The following is a 17,770-nucleotide window of genomic DNA, read 5'->3' as shown; positions in this document are numbered from 1 at the left end:
TCATTTCCTCGGGTCGAAGGCGTCGCGGGCGGACTCGCCAATGAATACCAGCAGGCTGAGCATCAGCGCCAGCACGGCAAAGGCGCTGATGCCCAGCCAGGGCGCTTGCAGGTTGGACTTGCCCTGGGCCACCAGTTCACCCAGCGATGGCGCACCAGGCGGCAAACCGAAGCCGAGGAAGTCCAGGGCGGTCAAGGTGCCAATGGCACCGGTGAGAATGAAGGGCATGAAGGTCATGGTCGAGATCATGGCGTTGGGCAGGATGTGCCGGAACATGATCGGACCGTCCTGCATACCCAGGGCGCGTGCCGCACGAACGTACTCCAGGTTGCGGCCACGCAGGAACTCGGCGCGCACCACATCGACCAGGCTCATCCAGGAAAACAGCAGCATGATCCCCAGCAGCCACCAGAAATTGGGCTGCACAAAGCTGGCGAGGATGATCAACAGGTACAGCACCGGCAGGCCCGACCAGATCTCCAGGAAGCGTTGCCCGGTCAGGTCCACCCAACCGCCATAGAAACCCTGCAAGGCGCCAGCAATCACGCCGATGATCGAGCTGAGAATGGTCAGGGTCAGGGCGAACAGCACCGAGATGCGGAAGCCGTAAATCACACGCGCCAGTACATCACGGCCCTGATCGTCGGTGCCCAGCCAGTTCTGGGTCGAAGGTGGCGCTGGAGCAGGCACCTTGAGGTCGTAGTTGATGCTCTGGTAGCTGAACGGGATCGGCGCCCAGAGTACCCAGCTGTCCTTGGCCGCCAGCAACTCGCGGATGTAGGGGCTCTTGTAATTGGCCTCCAGCGGGAACTCGCCGCCGAAGGTGGTTTCCGGGTAGCGCTTGAGCGCCGGGAAATACCATTCGCCGTCGTAACGCACAGCCAGGGGCTTGTCGTTGGCGATCAGTTCGGCGCCCAGGCTCAGGCCGAACAGAATCAGGAACAGCCACAGCGACCACCAGCCGCGGCGGTTGGCCTTGAAACGCTCGAAGCGTCGACGGTTGAGAGGGGACAAGGTCATCTCAGTGCTCCCGGCTGTCGAAGTCGATACGGGGGTCGACCAGGGTATAGGTCAGGTCGCCGATCAGTTTCACCACCAGGCCGAGCAGGGTGAAGATGAACAGGGTGCCGAAGACTACCGGGTAGTCGCGGTTGATCGCTGCTTCGAAACTCATCAGGCCCAAGCCGTCGAGGGAGAAGATCACCTCGATCAACAGCGAGCCTGTGAAGAAGATGCCGATGAAGGCCGAGGGGAAGCCGGCGATCACCAGCAGCATGGCGTTGCGGAACACATGGCCGTAGAGCACCCGGTTCGGGCTCAGTCCCTTGGCTTTGGCGGTGACCACGTACTGCTTGTTGATCTCGTCGAGGAAGCTGTTTTTGGTCAGCAGGGTCATGGTGGCGAAGTTGCCGATTACCAGCGCGGTGACCGGCAGGACCAGGTGCCAGAAATAGTCGAGGATCTTGCCGGTGGTACTGAGCTCGTCGAAGTTGTTCGAAGTCAGGCCGCGCAGCGGGAACCAGTCAAGGTAGCTGCCACCGGCAAACACCACGATCAGCAAAATGGCGAAGAGGAACGCCGGGATTGCGTAGCCGACGATAATCGCCGAACTGGTCCAGACGTCGAAGTGGCTACCGTGACGGGTGGCTTTGGCGATCCCCAAGGGGATCGACACCAGGTACATGATCAGGGTGCTCCACAGGCCCAGGGAGATCGACACCGGCATCTTCTCGACGATCAGGTCGATGACCTTGGCATCGCGGAAGAAGCTGTCGCCGAAATCCAGATGGGCGTAGTTCTTGATCATGATCCACAGGCGTTCCGGCGCCGACTTGTCGAAGCCGTACATCGCTTCGATTTCCTTGATCAAGGCCGGGTCCAGGCCTTGCGCGCCGCGGTAGTTAGAGCCCGCCACCGAGACCTCGGCACCGCCACCGGCGATGCGGCTGGTGGCGCCCTCGAAGCCCTCGAGCTTGGCGATCATCTGCTCGACCGGCCCACCGGGTGCGGCCTGGATGATCACGAAGTTGATGATCAGAATGCCCAGCAAGGTCGGAACGATCAGTAACAGACGACGAAAGATATAGGCCAGCATGCTATTGCGCCCCTGCAGTCGGTGGTGCATCTGGCGCAGAGTTGACGGGCACGGCCGGTTCGACGTCCGGCTTGATCCACCAGGTATTGATGCCAATGTCGTACTTGGGCGATACCTTCGGGTGGCCGATGTGGTTCCAGTAAGCAACTCGCCAGGTCTTGATGTGCCAGTTGGGGATCACGTAGTAGCCCCACTGCAAGACCCGGTCCAGGGCGCGGCAATGCTCGATCAGGCTTTGCCGGGAGTCGGCATTGATCAGCGCCTCGACCAGAACGTCGATGGCCGGGTCCTTGAGGCCGATGAAGTTGCGGCTGCCCGGATTGTCGGCGGCGGCGCTCTGCCAGAATTCGCGTTGCTCGTTACCCGGCGAGTTGGACTGCGGGAAACCACCGACGATCATGTCGAAATCTCGCGAACGCAAGCGATTGATGTACTGGGAGACGTCCACCCGGCGAATCACCAGGTCGATACCAAGGTCAGCCAGGTTGCGTTTGAACGGCAGCAGGATCCGCTCGAACTCGGTCTGGGCCAGGAGAAATTCGATGGATACCGGTTTGCCCTGAGCGTCGACCATTTTGTCGTCGACGATGCGCCAGCCGGCGTCCTGCAGCAACTTGTAAGCCTTGCGCTGTTGTTCGCGGATCATTCCGCTGCCATCGGTGATCGGGTTGGCGAAGGCCTGGGTGAAGACCTGCCCAGGGATTTTGCTGCGCAGCGGGTCGAGGATTTTCAGTTCGGCTGCATCAGGCAAGCCTCTGGCGGCCATTTCGGAGTTTTCGAAGTAGCTGCCGGTGCGGGTGTAGGCACCGTTGAACAGTTGCTTGTTGGTCCACTCGAAGTCCAGCAGCAGGCTCAGTGCCTCACGCACCCGTACATCCTGGAACACTGGGCGGCGAATGTTGAAGACGAAACCTTGCATGCCGGTCGGGTTGCCATTGGGCAGCTCCTCCATGATCAGGCGCTTCTCCCGCACGGCGGGCACGTCATAAGCGGTGGCCCAGCTTTTCGCCGCGGTTTCCAAGCGGTAGTCGAACTGACCGGCCTTCAACGCTTCCAGGGACACCGTACTGTCGCGGTAATAATCGGTGGTCATCACGTCGAAGTTGTAGAAGCCACGGTTGACCGCCAGGTCCTTGCCCCAGTAGTCCTTGACCCGCTCGTAGCGGACCGAGCGTCCGGCCTTGACCTCGGCGACCTTGTACGGGCCGCTGCCCAGTGGGAGTTCCAGGTTGCCCTTGGTGAAGTCGCGCCCCTCCCACCAGTGCTTGGGCAGCACCGGCAACTGCCCGAGGATCAGCGGTAGTTCGCGGTTGTTGCTGTGCTTGAACTTGAACAGTACCCGCTGCGGGTCTTCGGCAATCACTTCGGCGACATCGGCGTAATAACCACGAAACAGTGGCGCGCCACTGTTGATCAGGGTGTTGAAGGTGAACACCACGTCTTCGGCGTGAATCGGGTGGCCATCATGAAAGCGTGCTTCCGGGCGCAGGTAGAAACGAACCCAGCTGTTGTCCGGGGCCTTTTCGATTTTGCCGGCCACCAGGCCGTACTCGGTGAAGGGCTCGTCCAGACTCTGGGTCATCAAGGTGTCGTAGATCAGCGTGATGTCATCGGCCGGGACGCCCTTGTTGATGAACGGGTTGAGGCTGTCGAAACCACCAAAACCGGCCTGGCGGAAAGTGCCACCTTTTGGTGCGTCCGGGTTGACATAGTCGAAGTGTTTGAAGTTGGCCGGGTACTTCGGTGGTTCGTCATACAGGGTCAGGGCGTGTTGCGGTGCAGCCAGAGCCTGGAAACTGAAGCAGGCCAGCAGCAGGACGCAGGCCTTCAGGCGTAGGCCGGGCAGTGACATCATTGGGCGTTCTCCGAAGGCTTTATCCACCAGCTATTGAGCCCCAGGGTGTAGGGCGGCGTGGTGACGAAGGCGAACCGGTTACGGTAGGCCAGGCGGTGATTGTCCAGGTACCAGTTGGGAATCATGTAGTAGTGCCACAGCAACACCCGGTCCAGGGCCCGTGCGGCCGCCACCTGATCGTCGCGGCTCTGGGCGGCGATCAGGGTGTCGAGCAGGTGATCGACTACCGGGTCTTTGACCCCAGCGTAGTTCTTGCTGCCTTTGGTCGCGGCCTGGCTGGAGTGAAAGTACAACCATTGTTCAAGGCCGGGGCTGAGGGTCTGGTTCAGGGTCATCAGAATCATGTCGAAGTCGAACTGGTCCAGACGTTGTTTGTACTGAGCCCGGTCCACGGTGCGCAAGCGCGCATCGATGCCAATGCTGGCAAGATTTTCGACATAAGGTTGCAGGATCCGCTCCAGGTTCGGATTGACCAGCAACAGCTCGAGCTTCAGCGGGTTGCCTTTGTTGTCGAGCAGGCGCTGACCGTTGAGCTTCCAGCCAGCCTGGCCCAGCAGGTTAAGGGCTTGGCGTAGCGTCTGTCGGTTGATGCCGCGCCCGTCGGTGTGGCTGACTTTGTAAGGCTCGGTGAACAAGGCGGCGGGCAGTTGCTCGCGGTAGGGGGCAAGTAACAGCCACTCTTTGCCCTCCGGCAGGCCACTGGCGGCGAATTCGCTGTTGGGATAGTAGCTGCTGGCGCGGCGATAGGCACTGCTGAACAGGGTGCGGTTGGTCCACTCGAAATCCAGCATCAGCCCCAGGGCCTGTCGGACCCTGGCGTCGCTGAAGGCTGCACGGCGGCTGTTCATGAACAGGCCTTGGGTCTGGGTCGGGATCTTGTGTGGAATCTGCGCCTTGATCACTTGGCCACGGCGCACCGCCGGGAAATTGTAACCATTGGCCCAGTTCTTGGCCTGGTGCTCGATGTAAATATCGAACTCGCCGGCTTTGAACGCTTCGAAGGCCACGGCGCTATCGCGGTAGAACTCGTACTCGACCCGGGCGAAGTTGTATTTGCCGCGATTGACCGCCAGATCCTTGCCCCAGTAATCCTTGACCCGCTCAAATACCAGTCGCCGCCCTGGCTGGACCTGGGTGATGCGATAGGGGCCACTGCCCAGCGGCGGCTCGAAGGTGGTGGCCTTGAAGTCGCGGCCTTTCCAGTAATGCGCCGGGAGCACCGGCATCTCGCCCAGGCGCAGGATCAGCAACGGATTGCCGGCGCGCTTGAACACGAAGCGGATACGCCGTGGGTTGAGGATGTCGACCCGCTGCACTTCCTGCAAGTTGGTTCGGTAGATCGGGTGACCTTCCTTGAGCAGGGTGCGGTAGGAAAAAGCCACGTCGCTGGCCGTGATGGGATGGCCGTCATGAAAGCGGGCTTGCGGGCGCAGGTTGAACACCACCCAGCTGCGGTCTTCGCTGTACTCCACGGAGCCTGCGATAAGGCCGTAACTCGAGGTCGGCTCGTCACCCGAGGGGTCGTATTGCCCGGTGCCAACCATCAGGGGTTCGTTAAGCTCGGTTACCCCATACTGCAAGAAATTCGGCGTGGTGACCGGGCTTGACCCCTTGAAGGTGTAGGGGTTGAGCGTATCGAATGTGCCAAATGCCATGGCGCGCAAGGTGCCGCCCTTGGGCGCTTGCGGGTTGACCCAGTCGAAGTGGGTAAATTTGGCTGGATACTTGAGCGTGCCGAACTGGGCGTAACCGTGGCTTTCGCTGATTGTTGCGCCCGCGGGAAAGCTCAAGGCCAGGCTGAATGACAGCAACAGGAGGGGACGTATCAAGTCGGCGATCCGATCCAGGCGGCTTGGGCTTTGTTCCAGCTACAGTAACAGCTTGTATCGGCTGGAAAAAGGGGGCCGCCAGGACGGTCGGTGTGGCTCCGGTCTACGGCGCGGAGCCTGATGCTCAGTGTGGCAGGTAAACGGTCAGGGTCTGGCCTGGCTTGAGGGCGTGACCGCTGCGAGGATTCCAGCGCTTGAGGTGCTGCATTTCGACGTTGAAACGCTTGGCCACCAGGTACAGCGAGTCACCTTTGCGGACCTTGTACTGGGTGGATTTTTTCTGGTTTTTGCCCTGCACCGGCTGGGCGCTTTGCATGACCAGTGTCTGCCCCGCCTTGAGGCGGTTGCCAGACAGCTTGTTCCAGCGCTGCAGGTCTTTGACGCTGACCTTGTTGGCCTTGGCGATGCTGCCCAGGCTGTCGCCACGTTTGACCCGGTAGCGGCTGTTGCGGGTTGTGGTTGTGCGCGGTGCGGTTTCGGCCAGTGCTGCTTCGAATACGGCCTTTTTCGGCTGCAGCGAGAGCAGCTCTTCCGGCTTCATGTTCGACAGGCTGGCGGTCAGCAACTGCGCCTTGGCGGTCGGTACCAACAGTTGTTTGGGGCCATCGACGGTCATGCGCTTCTTGAACGCCGGGTTGAGCTGGAACATCTCGTCTTCGTCGATATTAGCCAGCTCGGCGACCCGCGACAGGTCCAGACGGTCGTTGATGGCAACGGCTTCGAAGTAGGGTTCGTTGGCGATCGGGTTGAGATTCACGCCATAGGCCTGCGGCGTCATCACCACCTGCGACAGGGCCAGGAGCTTGGGCACGTAGTCGCGGGTTTCCTGCGGCAGCGGCAGGTTCCAGTAGTCGGTCGGCAGGCCGAGCCTTTCGTTACGCTCGATGGCGCGGCTGACGGTGCCTTCGCCGGCGTTGTAGGCGGCCAGGGCGAGCAACCAGTCACCGTTGAACATGTCGTGCAGGCGGCTCAGGTAGTTCAGCGCGGCGTTGGTCGAGGCGGTGATGTCGCGACGGCCGTCGTAGAAGCGGGTCTGGCGCAGGTTGAAGTGGCGACCGGTGGACGGAATGAACTGCCACAGTCCCACCGCATGGGCACGCGAATACGCCATCGGGTTGTAAGCGCTTTCGATGGCCGGCAGCAGGGCCAGCTCCAGCGGCATGTTGCGCTCTTCAAGACGCTCGACGATGTAATGGATGTACAGGCTGCCACGGTCGCCGGCGGTTTCCAGGAACGAGGGGTTGCTGGCGAACCACAGGCGTTGCTGTTCGATGCGCGGGTTGACCGCCATGTCGTCTTGCAGGGCGAAACCCTGGCGCATGCGCTCCCAGACATCCTGGGGCGCCTGCTCGGTTTGCTTGACCGGGACGAACACCGGTTTTTGCTTCATCCGCGCCTGGTAGTTGTGCGCGCGAACGCTCTCGGATTCGTCGAGCTGACGGGTGCTCTGGCAACCCACCAGGGTGGCGGCCAGGGCCAGCGCACTGGCTTGGGCCAGACGCGTCAGGGCGACGGAATTGAAGGTTCTGCGGCTATTAGACGACATTGGCTGGGACAAAGTTCCGGGCAAAAATGTCGGGCGATTCTAGAAAGCAGCCCCTCTGTGGTCAACCTTTGAGAACTTTCAGGACCTGGCAGCCGCTGTTTAGAAGCTGTCCTTCCAAGCCCGCAACCCAGCAAAAACAGCACTTGGCGTAGGGTTTATAAGGGCGTTCCGTTCGTCTAGTTTTTCTTTAACGGATGTTTCGGTGGTGCGCAAAAAGGGGTTGGTCAGCTTTTCCAGTGCCAGGGTTGATGGCAACGTGATGCGATCGTGCTCGCGAAGTTGGGTAACGTCGGCGAAGCGTTGGGCAATGTGCTCGTTATCGGGCTCCACGGCCATGGCAAAACGCAGGTTGCTCAGGGTGTATTCATGGGTGCAGTACACCAGGGTCTGGGCGGGCAGGGCCGCGAGGCGCTCTAGGGAATGGTGCATCTGCTCGGCGGTGCCTTCGAACAGGCGACCGCAGCCCGCCGCGAACAAGGTGTCGCCACAGAACAGCAGCGGAGTGGCGGTTTGCCCGCAATAATAAGCAATATGTCCCAAGGTGTGTCCAGGTACTGCAATGATCTGGAAGTCCAGACCCAGGACGCGCACGCTGGCGTTGTCGTCCAGGGCCAGGTCACGCCCCGGGATGCGCTCGTGAGCTGGGCCGCAAACCCGCGCAGCGGTGGTTTTCTTGAGCTGCTCGACGCCGCCGACATGGTCGTGATGGTGGTGGGTGATCAAGATGTCGCTCAGTTGCCAGCCCGGGTGACGCTCGAGCCAGGCCAGCACCGGTGCCGCATCACCCGGGTCGACCACCGCACAGCGCTGGTTGGCAGAATCCTGTAACAACCAGATGTAGTTATCGCTGAAAGCGGGCAGGGCATCGATCTGTATCATGGTGCAATTCGCCAAACGTTGGACATGGGTGCATCTTAGTAGTTATGCACGTTGTCGAGAACCTTCAAGGGAGACTGCAATGACCGATCAAGCCTTCGCCCAGGCCGATCCGCAGTGGCTGGAGCTGATCAGCCTGGCCCGCGACTGGTTCGCCGGCCCCCTGGGGCAGTTGATGCTGCATGAAGAACAACGCCTGCTCGAAGAAGAGTTGGGGCGCTACTTCGGCGGCTATCTGGTGCACTACGGTCCCTGTGCCGAAGCGCCGCCCAAAGCCCCGCAAGTGCAACGCAATGTGCGCCTGGGCGCACCGCTGCCCGGGGTCGAGATTGTCTGTGAAGAACAGGCCTGGCCGTTGAGCGAGCACGCCGCCGATGTGGTGGTGCTACAGCATGGCCTGGATTTCAGCCTGTCGCCCCATGGTCTGTTGCGTGAAGCCGCCAGCAGCGTGCGTCCGGGCGGGCACCTGGTGATCATCGGCATCAACCCCTGGAGCAGTTGGGGCGTGCGTCGGGTGTTTGCCCATGATGCCCTGCGCAAGGCGCGCTGCATTTCCCCGTCGCGGGTCGGCGACTGGCTTAACCTGCTGGGCTTTGCGCTGGAGAAACGCCGCTTCGGGTGCTATCGTCCGCCGCTCGCGTCCCCGGCCTGGCAACAGCGCCTGGCGGGCTGGGAACGAGTCGCCGGTGGCTGGCAAGGCGCGGGTGGCGGCGTCTACCTGCTGGTGGCGCGCAAAATGGTGGTCGGCCTACGGCCACTGCGCCTGGAACGCCGCGAGCCGATGGGCAAGCTGCTGCCATTGCCGATGGCCAAGGTCAACCGGCGCCACTCCGAACCCTGAGTTCCGGGCCCGCAGGGCGCGGGCCCCAATCATTGATGAAAAGGCTGTAAATGAGCGATAGCGTCGAGATCTTTACCGATGGTGCCTGCAAGGGTAATCCCGGCCCGGGCGGCTGGGGCGTGCTGATGGTTTGCAAGGGCGTCGAAAAGGAGCTGTGGGGCGGCGAGCCGGAGACCACCAACAACCGCATGGAGCTGATGGCGGCGATCAAGGGCCTGGAAGCGCTCAAGCGCGAGTGTGAAGTGCTGCTGGTCACTGACTCCCAGTACGTGATGAAAGGCATCAACGAGTGGATGGTCAACTGGAAAAAGCGCGGCTGGAAAACCGCCGCCAAGGAACCGGTGAAGAACGCCGACCTCTGGCAGTTGCTCGATGAGCAGGTCGGGCGCCATAAGGTAACCTGGAAGTGGGTCCGTGGGCACATCGGCCATCATGGCAACGAGCGCGCCGACCAACTGGCCAACCGCGGTGTTGACGAAGTGCGCGGGCTGCGCTGAGCACACCAGCCGCCACTCGGCCGCGAGCTGAGGTAGAATGGCCAGCTTTCACCAGACAAGCTGTACTCGACAGGAGACCACCGGCGTGGAGATTCAGAGCAACAGGTCGGTCGTCCTCGACACCGAAACCACGGGTATGCCGGTCACCGACGGTCACCGGGTCATCGAGATCGGTTGTGTCGAACTGATGGGCCGGCGCCTGACCGGGCGGCATTTCCACGTCTATCTGCAGCCTGATCGCGAAAGTGACGAAGGCGCTATTGGCGTACACGGTATCACCGACGCCTTTCTGGTCGACAAACCACGTTTTGCCGAAGTGGCCGATGAATTCTTCGACTTCATCCAGGGCGCCCAGCTGATCATCCACAACGCGGCGTTCGACGTTGGTTTCATCAACAACGAATTCGCTTTGATTGGCCAGCACGACCGCGCCGATATCTCCCAGCATTGCACCATTCTCGATACCCTGATGATGGCCCGCTCGCGGCATCCGGGGCAGCGCAACAGCCTCGATGCATTGTGCAAGCGATACGGCATCGATAACTCCGGCCGGGAGTTGCACGGCGCTTTGCTCGACTCGGAGTTGCTCGCTGACGTCTACCTGAGCATGACCGGTGGCCAGACCAGCCTGTCACTGGCCGGACAGGGCGCCGATGGCGAGGAAAACAGCGAGGAGCGCCGTGGTAGCGAAATCCGCCGCCTGATCGGTCGTCAACCGGGGCGTATCATTCAGGCCACCGAGCAGGAGCTGGAAGCTCATCTGGCGCGTCTGGATGCCATTGCCAAATCGGCTGGTGGTCCAGCGTTGTGGCAGCAATTGTCCGAGGCCAACTGAGGAAGAATCCGCGCAAGGGGGCTGGCGAGCTTCTACCCTGAAATGACCGACCCGTCATTCGGAGCAGTCCCCTCTAATGTACAAGGACCTCAAGTTCCCGGTTCTGATCGTTCACCGCGATATCAAGGCCGACACCTTGGCCGGCGAGCGCGTGCGCGGTATTGCCGAGGAGCTGGTCCAGGATGGTTTCAGCATCCTTACGGCTATCGATTACGCCGAAGGCCGCCTGCTAGCCTCGACCCATCACGGCCTGGCCTGCATGCTGATTGCGGCTGAAGGCGTTGGCGAGAACACTCACTTGCTGCAGAACATGGTCGAGCTGATTCGCTTGGCCCGACTGCGTGCGCCGCACCTGCCGATCTTTGCCCTGGGCGAACAGGTGACCCTGGAGAATGCACCGGCTGAAGTCATGAGCGAGCTGAATCAGCTGCGCGGCATTCTCTATCTGTTCGAAGACACCGTGCCGTTTCTGGCCCGGCAAGTGGCAAGGGCGGCGCACAATTACCTGGATGGTTTGTTGCCACCTTTTTTCAAAGCGCTGGTGCAGCATACTGCACAGTCCAATTACTCTTGGCATACACCTGGGCATGGCGGTGGCGTGGCCTACCGCAAAAGTCCGGTGGGGCTAGCGTTTCACCAATTTTTCGGCGAGAACACCTTGCGTTCGGATCTCTCGGTTTCGGTCCCTGAGCTCGGTTCGCTGCTGGATCACACCGGCCCTTTGGCGGCGGCTGAAGCCAGGGCGGCAAAGAACTTTGGCGCCGATCACACCTTCTTTGTCATCAACGGCACTTCCACAGCCAACAAGATCGTCTGGCATTCGATGGTTGGCCGTGATGATCTCGTGCTGGTGGATCGCAACTGCCACAAGTCGGTGGTACACGCGATCATCATGACGGGCGCCATTCCCGTGTACCTGTGTCCGGAGCGCAATGAGCTCGGCATCATCGGACCGATTCCGCTGAACGAGTTCAGCCCCGACTCGATCCGCGCCAAGATCCAGGCCAATCCCCTGACCCAGGGGCGGGCGCCTAAAGTGAAACTGGCGGTAGTGACCAACTCCACCTATGACGGGCTTTGTTATAACGCCGAGCTGATCAAGCAAATGCTGGGCAACAGTGTCGAGGTGCTGCATTTCGATGAGGCCTGGTACGCCTACGCCGCGTTCCATCCGTTCTTTGCCGGCCGCTATGCCATGGGCACCTCGCGCAGTGCTGACAGCCCTCTGGTGTTCAGCACCCACTCGACCCACAAGTTGTTGGCGGCCTTCAGCCAGGCTTCGATGATCCATGTGCAGGATGGCGGTGTGCGACAGTTGGACCGTGACCGTTTCAATGAAGCGTTCATGATGCATATCTCCACCTCGCCGCAATACAGCATCCTGGCCTCGCTGGATGTGGCTTCGGCGATGATGGAGGGGCCGGCCGGGCGTTCGCTGTTGCAGGAAATGTTCGACGAAGCGCTGAGTTTTCGTCGGGCCATGGCCAACTTGCGCACGCACATTGCCGCCGACGACTGGTGGTTCAGTATCTGGCAACCGCCGCAGGTCGAGGGTGTGCAGCAAGTGAGTACAAGTGATTGGTTGTTGGCGCCGCAGGCGGACTGGCACGGGTTTGGTAATGTCAGCGATGATTATGTGCTGCTTGATCCGATCAAGGTCACCCTGGTCATGCCTGGGCTCAACGCAGGTGGTGCGTTGAGCGAACACGGGATCCCGGCTGCGGTGGTCAGCAAGTTTCTCTGGGAGCGTGGCCTGGTAGTAGAAAAGACCGGGCTCTATACCTTCCTGGTGCTGTTCTCCATGGGTATCACCAAGGGCAAATGGGGCACCTTGTTGACCGAGTTGCTGGAGTTCAAACGCAACTATGACGCCAACACCGACCTGCTCGAAAGCCTGCCCTGTGTCGCCCGTCTTGATCATGTGCGCTATCAAGGGCTGGGCCTGCGTGATCTGTGCGACCAGTTGCACGCCTGTTATCGCAGCAACGCTACCGCCAAGCAGCTCAAACGGCTGTTCACGCGTTTGCCGGAAGTGGTGATGAAACCCGCCGATGCCTATGACCGGATGGTACGCGGGGAGGTGGAGGCGGTGCCGATTGACCAATTGCTCGGACGTGTTGCCGCTGTGATGCTGGTGCCGTATCCACCGGGGATTCCGTTGGTCATGCCGGGCGAACGTTTTACCGAGGAAACCCGTTCAATCATTGACTATCTGGCCTTTGCTGCTGCCTTCGACAGCGGCTTTCCCGGTTTTGTCGCCGACGTGCACGGCCTGCAGCACGAGACCCGTGAGCAAGGGCGGATTTATACCGTCGATTGCATCAAGGAATGCGAATGAGCTCGACGCCACTGCGCGCCAGTTCGAAGCGATTGTCGCCCAGGTGGTTGACCTTGTCGCCGATGGCCAGCTTGTAAGTGGTGATAGGCAGGGATGCGGCACTACCGTCGGCCTCAAGGGTGGCTTCCTGAAACTCATGAACGGGGTAGATGCGGCCTTCTGCGTCCCGTGCATGAAATTGTCCGACCAGTACTGCTGTCATTTACCGTGCAACCTCTAAAAGTTTTCTGTCAGGCATAGACCACTGATTGGCCGGGTAAGTTTTGCTCGTGCGGAAAAAAACTTCAGGCGTTGGGCAGATCATCTATACCTACAAGTTCCTTTGTCCTACATGTCAGGAAGTCACCATGAGCCAGGTGTATTCGGTAGCCGTTGTCGTCGGCAGCTTGCGCAAGGAATCCTTCAACCGCAAAGTCGCCTTGGCGCTGGCGGAGCTTGCGCCCTCGAGCCTCAAATTGAACATAGTCGAGATTGGCGATCTGGCACTTTATAACGAAGACATTGATGTCGATCCGCCAGCGGCTTACAAGGCCTTCCGTGAGCAGATCCGCAGCAGTCATGCGGTACTGTTTGTTACCCCGGAGTACAACCGCTCGGTGCCGGGGGTGTTGAAGAACGCTATTGATGTGGGCTCAAGGCCTTATGGGCAGAGTGCCTGGAGCGGCAAGCCGGGTGCGGTGATCAGTGTTTCTCCTGGTGCGGTGGGCGGTTTTGGGGCCAACCATCATCTGCGTCAGTCACTGGTATTTCTCGATGTACCGTGCATGCAGCAGCCCGAGGCCTATATTGGTGGGGCGGCGAGCCTGTTTGACGAGAGTGGCAAACTATCGGAAAAGACTCGCCCGTTTTTGCAGACTTTTATTGACAAGTATGCGGTGTGGGTCGAACGTCATCAGGCTTGAAATCAACTGGGAGTCATCGCGGGGCAAGCCGGCTCCCACAGTGGGAGCGCGCTTGCCCCGCGATAGCGACTTACACTGACTGCGGCATTTCCCCACGAGCCAGGCGCTTATTGATATCGGCGATCACTTCAGGTAGCTCGTTGATAGTGTCGATCAGATAATGCGGACGCGAGCCTTCGAACAGCGCGTGGATGCGCTTGCGCTCGCTGTCCAGGGTATCTGCGGCCAGAGCGCGGTAGCCTTCGTAGGTCAGCCCCAGTGCATTGCCCGAACACATCAGCGCCACGGTCCACATGCCGGCGCGGCGACCTTCGAGGATGCCGGGCACGGTATCGTCAACCTTGACGCAGGCCGCGACATCGTCGATTCCCAGGGCGATCACGTTAGCCAGCGCCTGGGCAGGCCAAGGGCGGCCGTTAGGGGTTTCATCGGTTGCCACGACATGATCAGCGACGTAGCCATTCTGAGCGGCCAATTCAACCACCTTGTCCATCACCACTTTCGGGTAGCCGGAGCAGGAGCCGATCTTCAGACCGTCGTTGCGCAGGCCCGTCAGCGTGTCCAGAGCGCCCGGGATCAGCGCCGAATGCACGGCAATCTTGTCGATCTGCAAGGGCATGAAGCGTTCATAAATGGCGCTAACGTCATCATCTGTGGGTGTGCGACCAAACACCTTGCGATAGCGCTCGGCAATCTGCGGTTGGTCGCACAGTGTGCGGATATGGTCCCACTTGCCCATACCCATAGGGCCACGGGCTTCTTCGATGGACACTTCGATGTCGAATTCGGCAAAGGCTTCGACGAAGATCTGGGTCGGTGCGAAGGAGCCGAAATCGACCACGGTACCGGCCCAATCGAGGATGGCGGCTTGCAGTTGCGTTGGGTTGCTGTAGTTCATGTGCAAATTCCTAGAGGGAGTGGCAACGCTTCAAATGTCCAGTACTTCCATTTCCCGCAGCACCTCGGCCACCGCGTTCACCGCAGCTTGCATGCCGTCCGGTCCGACGACGCCGATGCAGCCGACGCGGAAGGTTTCAACCTGGGTCAGCTTGCCCGGGTAGAGGATGAAACCCTTGGCCTTGACCCGTTCGTAGAATTCCTTGAATTGATAGCGTGGGTCGTTCGGGGCGTGGAAGGTCACGATGATCGGTGCCTGGATCTCGCTCGGCAGAAAGCTGCGTAGGCCAATAGCTGCCATGCCGTCGAGCAGCACTTTGCAGTTGCTGGCGTAGCGCTGGTGACGGGCAGCCAGGCCGCCTTCCTCGTTGTATTGCAGTAACGCCTCGTGCAGCGCCGCGACGACATGGGTGGGCGGAGTGAAGCGCCACTGGCCGGTCTTGGCCATGTAGGCGTGCTGATCCTGCAGGTCCATGGCCAGGGAGGGCGAATTCCCTTCGGCGGCAGCCAGGGAGGCTTTGTTGGCAAAAACGAAGCCCATGCCAGGCACGCCTTCCAGGCACTTGCCGGACGCGGCAATCAGGGCATCGAACGGCACTTCGCGGGCATCGATTGGCAGCGCACCGAATGAGCTCATGGCATCGATGATCAGGCGCTTGCCGTGGCGGGAGATAACCTCGGCGATTTCTGGCAACGGATTAAGGATGCCAGTGCTGGTTTCGCAGTGGATCAGCGCCACATGGGTGATGCTGGCATCTGCGGCCAACAGGCGACCGACATCGGCCGCGGTGGTCGGTTGGTCTTCAGCGGTTTCAAAAGTGCTGTAGGCGCGGCCCAGGACCTTGCAGATCTTCGCCAGACGCTGACCATAGGCACCGTTGATCAGTACCAGAACCTTGCCATCGCGAGGTACCAGGGTGCCGATGGCGGCTTCCACGGCGAAGGTGCCGCTGCCTTGCAGGGGCACACAGTGGTGGCTGTCGGCGCCGTTGACGATGGCCAGCAATTGCTCGCACAGGCTGGCGGTCAGTTGGTTGAAGTCACGGTCCCAGGAACCCCAGTCCACCATCATCGCTTGGCGGGTGCGGGACGAGGTGGTCAAAGGACCTGGGGTCAGCAGGATAGGGGCGTTGCTCATTCCGAAGTTCCTCACAAGCGGTGGGCTGAAACTACGGGGCCTAAGTTGCAATTCTGTGCGTCATCAATCAAATTGTTTGTTGTTATGCCAGCCATAAGTCAGGCCGATAGATATGAATTTGTTCCAGCTCCGCGCGTTTGATGCCGTGGCCCGCGAGGGCAGCTTTACCCGTGCTGCGGCGCGGTTGTTCATCAGCCAGCCGGCGGTCACTGGCCATATCAAGGCTTTGGAAGAGCATTACCAGATCACCCTGCTGCGGCGCACCGCACGGCGTGTCGAGCTGACCGAGGAGGGCACGCGCCTGGCAGCGATCACCCGGGCGATGTTTGGTCTGGCCGAGGAAGCCCAGGCCATGCTTGAGGCCAATCGCCAGTTGCTTACCGGCCGCCTGGAAGTGGCTGCCGATGGACCGCACCGGGTCATGCCGATGCTTGCCCAGCTACGTGCACGTTACCCCGGCATTACCGTCAACCTGCGCTTGGGCAACGCCCAGGAAACCCTGGCTGCGCTGCTGAGCGAACATGCGGATGTGGCCGTGTTGACCGAGGTCGAACCACGCAAAGGATTGCACCTGCAAAGCCTGGGTGAATCGCGGATGTGTGCCCTGTTGCCCGTCGGCCACCCATGGGCGGATGGCAAGGGCGAGTTGCCGCTGGCCAAGCTTGATCGCCAGATCATGGTGCTGCGCGAACCCAGTTCGATTACCCGGCGCACATTCGATCAGGCCTGCGCCGAGGCCAAGGTGCAGCCACGGGTGTTGCTTGAGTTGGACAGTCGCGAAGCGGTCACCGAGGCGGTGGCGGCAGAGCTGGGCATCGGTATCGTTTCGTCGGTGGAGATCAGCCATGATCCGCGTGTGGTGGCGAGAGCGATTGGCGGTCCGGGACTGGTCAATCGACATATGATCGGCTGTCTGCAGCGTCGCCGCGAACTGCGCCTGATCCAGGCGTTTCTGGGCTTGGCGCCGACGCTGTAAAGCAGCGCTGGCATTTTCTGCTGCGGCCCCTAAGATGGCCGTCAAACAAGACGGGTAAGGCGAAGTACTGTTGATGGCGGGCAAAGACACCATCTCCATGCAATTGGTGCGCGAGGCACTGCTGCAAAGCTGCGCGCCGGGGGCGCCGAGTCAGGCGATGCTTAGCCGCATCGGTATTGATCCGGCAATCCTTGAGCAAGCTGATGCGCGGGTGCCGGCCAGTGCCTATGCACAGCTCTGGCGCCTTTTGGCGCGGCGCTGCAACGACGAATTCTTCGGCATGGACCCGCGCGGTTTACGCAGTGGCAGCCTGGCTTTTCTTTGTCGTGCGGCGATGGCCCAGCCAACCCTGGGCGCCGGACTGGATACGGCCTTGAGCTTTCTGTCGTTGATGCTCGAAGACTTGCAGCCGGCCTTGATACGCCAGCAGAGTCTTGCCGAGATCGTCATTGGCGAGCCCCGTGAGCAGCCGCGACGTGCCTTCACTTATTTCACTTTCTGGATGATCGTCCACGGCGTGGCCTGCTGGCTGGCTGGGCGGCGTATTCCGATCCTGGCCATCGAACTGCGTTGTGCAGAGCCGCCTTTCTGCGACGACTACCGGGTGATGTTCTCGGAAAACCTGCAATTCAATCGCCCGCGCTCGCGGATGATCTTCGCCGCGGACTGTCTTGACCTGCCACTGCGGCGCAGCGAGGAAGAATTGCAACGCTTCCTCGCCGAGGCGCCCGGCAACATCCTGGTTAAGTACCGCGACCCGGCCAGCCTGGCGCGCCGTATTCGTCATGACCTGCGCCAGATGGACCCAGGTCACTGGCCTGATGCCGATAGCCTGGCGCGCCATCTGTGTCTTTCCGTTTCGACGTTGCGCCGCCGCTTGGCAGAGGAAGGGCAGACCTATCAGGGGCTTAAGGACAGTGTGCGGCGGGAACTGGCGATCACCTGGCTGGCCGAGGTTGAACTAGGGTTCGCCGAGATTGCCGAGCGCCTTGGCTTTGCTGATAGCAGTTCGTTCTACAAAGCGTTTCGCAAGTGGTTCGGCTGCAATCCGGGCCACTATCGCACGGTGATCCTGCAAGGGCAGGTGCCGGGCTGAAGGCGAGTGTTTTCCTTTCCAGCGTCGGCGACGGGCCAAACCAGTCATC

Annotated in this window: 16 protein-coding genes; 7 read left to right on the top strand and 9 right to left on the bottom strand. The window is 60.7% G+C overall.

Annotation, left to right across the window (positions count from 1 at the left end; all coding sequences use genetic code 11):
• The 6 genes from C6382_RS16330 to gloB form a co-directional block, all read right to left on the bottom strand.
• Entirely contained in the window at positions 1-1,020 is a 1,020-nt protein-coding gene (locus C6382_RS16330) for an ABC transporter permease (RefSeq protein WP_107025432.1), read from the bottom strand.
• A gap of 1 nt (position 1,021) precedes the next feature.
• Complete coding sequence (locus tag C6382_RS16325) at positions 1,022-2,095, bottom strand: microcin C ABC transporter permease YejB (protein WP_107025431.1); 1,074 nt, start codon at positions 2,093-2,095, stop codon at positions 1,022-1,024.
• 1 nt (position 2,096) lies between these two features.
• Complete coding sequence (locus C6382_RS16320; protein WP_107025430.1) at positions 2,097-3,950, bottom strand: extracellular solute-binding protein; 1,854 nt, start codon at positions 3,948-3,950, stop codon at positions 2,097-2,099.
• A complete protein-coding gene (locus tag C6382_RS16315) occupies positions 3,947-5,779 on the bottom strand; it encodes an extracellular solute-binding protein (RefSeq protein ID WP_107025429.1) in 1,833 nt (610 codons plus the stop codon). The genes C6382_RS16320 and C6382_RS16315 overlap by 4 nt, the downstream gene beginning before the upstream one ends.
• Positions 5,780-5,903: 124 nt before the next feature.
• Positions 5,904-7,325 carry a transglycosylase SLT domain-containing protein gene (locus C6382_RS16310; protein ID WP_107025428.1) on the bottom strand — a complete coding sequence of 474 codons (1,422 nt, stop codon included), beginning with the start codon at positions 7,323-7,325 and terminating at the stop codon, positions 5,904-5,906.
• A gap of 99 nt (positions 7,326-7,424) precedes the next feature.
• On the bottom strand, positions 7,425-8,204 hold the full coding sequence (gloB, locus tag C6382_RS16305) for a hydroxyacylglutathione hydrolase (RefSeq protein ID WP_107025427.1): 780 nt from the start codon (positions 8,202-8,204) through the stop codon (positions 7,425-7,427).
• Positions 8,205-8,283: 79 nt separating this feature from the next.
• Here gloB and C6382_RS16300 point away from each other — a divergent pair, with 79 nt between their 5' ends.
• The 4 genes from C6382_RS16300 to C6382_RS16285 all read left to right on the top strand — a co-directional run bounded on the left by C6382_RS16300 (position 8,284) and on the right by C6382_RS16285 (position 12,712).
• The gene (locus C6382_RS16300) at positions 8,284-9,042 is read left to right on the top strand and encodes a class I SAM-dependent methyltransferase (protein WP_038613021.1); all 759 of its coding nucleotides are present in this window, start codon (positions 8,284-8,286) and stop codon (positions 9,040-9,042) included.
• Between the two features lie 50 nt (positions 9,043-9,092).
• Entirely contained in the window at positions 9,093-9,539 is a 447-nt protein-coding gene (gene rnhA, locus C6382_RS16295; RefSeq protein WP_038613019.1) for a ribonuclease HI, read from the top strand.
• A gap of 85 nt (positions 9,540-9,624) precedes the next feature.
• A complete protein-coding gene (gene dnaQ, locus C6382_RS16290) occupies positions 9,625-10,374 on the top strand; it encodes a DNA polymerase III subunit epsilon (protein WP_256589120.1) in 750 nt (249 codons plus the stop codon).
• Between the two features lie 76 nt (positions 10,375-10,450).
• Positions 10,451-12,712, top strand: coding sequence for an arginine/lysine/ornithine decarboxylase (locus C6382_RS16285; RefSeq protein WP_107025425.1), 2,262 nt, complete (start codon positions 10,451-10,453; stop codon positions 12,710-12,712).
• Here the strand turns inward: C6382_RS16285 and C6382_RS16280 are convergent.
• Positions 12,696-12,914, bottom strand: coding sequence for a hypothetical protein (locus tag C6382_RS16280; RefSeq protein WP_107025424.1), 219 nt, complete (start codon positions 12,912-12,914; stop codon positions 12,696-12,698). The two genes, C6382_RS16285 and C6382_RS16280, sit on opposite strands and share 17 nt — an antisense overlap.
• A 145-nt stretch (positions 12,915-13,059) precedes the next feature.
• Between C6382_RS16280 and C6382_RS16275 the strand changes: the two genes are divergently transcribed.
• Complete coding sequence (locus tag C6382_RS16275) at positions 13,060-13,614, top strand: NADPH-dependent FMN reductase (RefSeq protein ID WP_107025423.1); 555 nt, start codon at positions 13,060-13,062, stop codon at positions 13,612-13,614.
• Positions 13,615-13,684: 70 nt separating this feature from the next.
• Here the strand turns inward: C6382_RS16275 and phnX are convergent, their stop codons facing one another.
• Together phnX and C6382_RS16265 are read right to left on the bottom strand one after the other, a co-directional pair.
• Positions 13,685-14,512 (bottom strand): phosphonoacetaldehyde hydrolase, encoded by an 828-nt coding sequence (phnX, locus tag C6382_RS16270; RefSeq protein WP_107025422.1) that lies wholly within the window; start codon positions 14,510-14,512, stop codon positions 13,685-13,687.
• Positions 14,513-14,542: 30 nt separating this feature from the next.
• Positions 14,543-15,649 (bottom strand): 2-aminoethylphosphonate--pyruvate transaminase, encoded by a 1,107-nt coding sequence (locus C6382_RS16265; RefSeq protein WP_107025421.1) that lies wholly within the window; start codon positions 15,647-15,649, stop codon positions 14,543-14,545.
• A 112-nt stretch (positions 15,650-15,761) separates the two neighbouring features.
• Between C6382_RS16265 and C6382_RS16260 the strand changes: the two genes are divergently transcribed.
• A complete protein-coding gene (locus C6382_RS16260; RefSeq protein ID WP_107025420.1) occupies positions 15,762-16,625 on the top strand; it encodes a LysR substrate-binding domain-containing protein in 864 nt (287 codons plus the stop codon).
• Positions 16,626-16,698: 73 nt separating this feature from the next.
• On the top strand, positions 16,699-17,721 hold the full coding sequence (locus C6382_RS16255) for an AraC family transcriptional regulator (protein ID WP_107025419.1): 1,023 nt from the start codon (positions 16,699-16,701) through the stop codon (positions 17,719-17,721).
• Positions 17,722-17,770: the final 49 nt, after the last annotated feature.

The organism is Pseudomonas sp. BBP2017 (assembly GCF_003024385.1).
Classification (GTDB): Bacteria; Pseudomonadota; Gammaproteobacteria; order Pseudomonadales; family Pseudomonadaceae; genus Aquipseudomonas.
The sequence above is the reverse complement of the archived record's forward strand: the minus strand, read 5'-3'. Positions and strand labels throughout refer to the sequence as shown.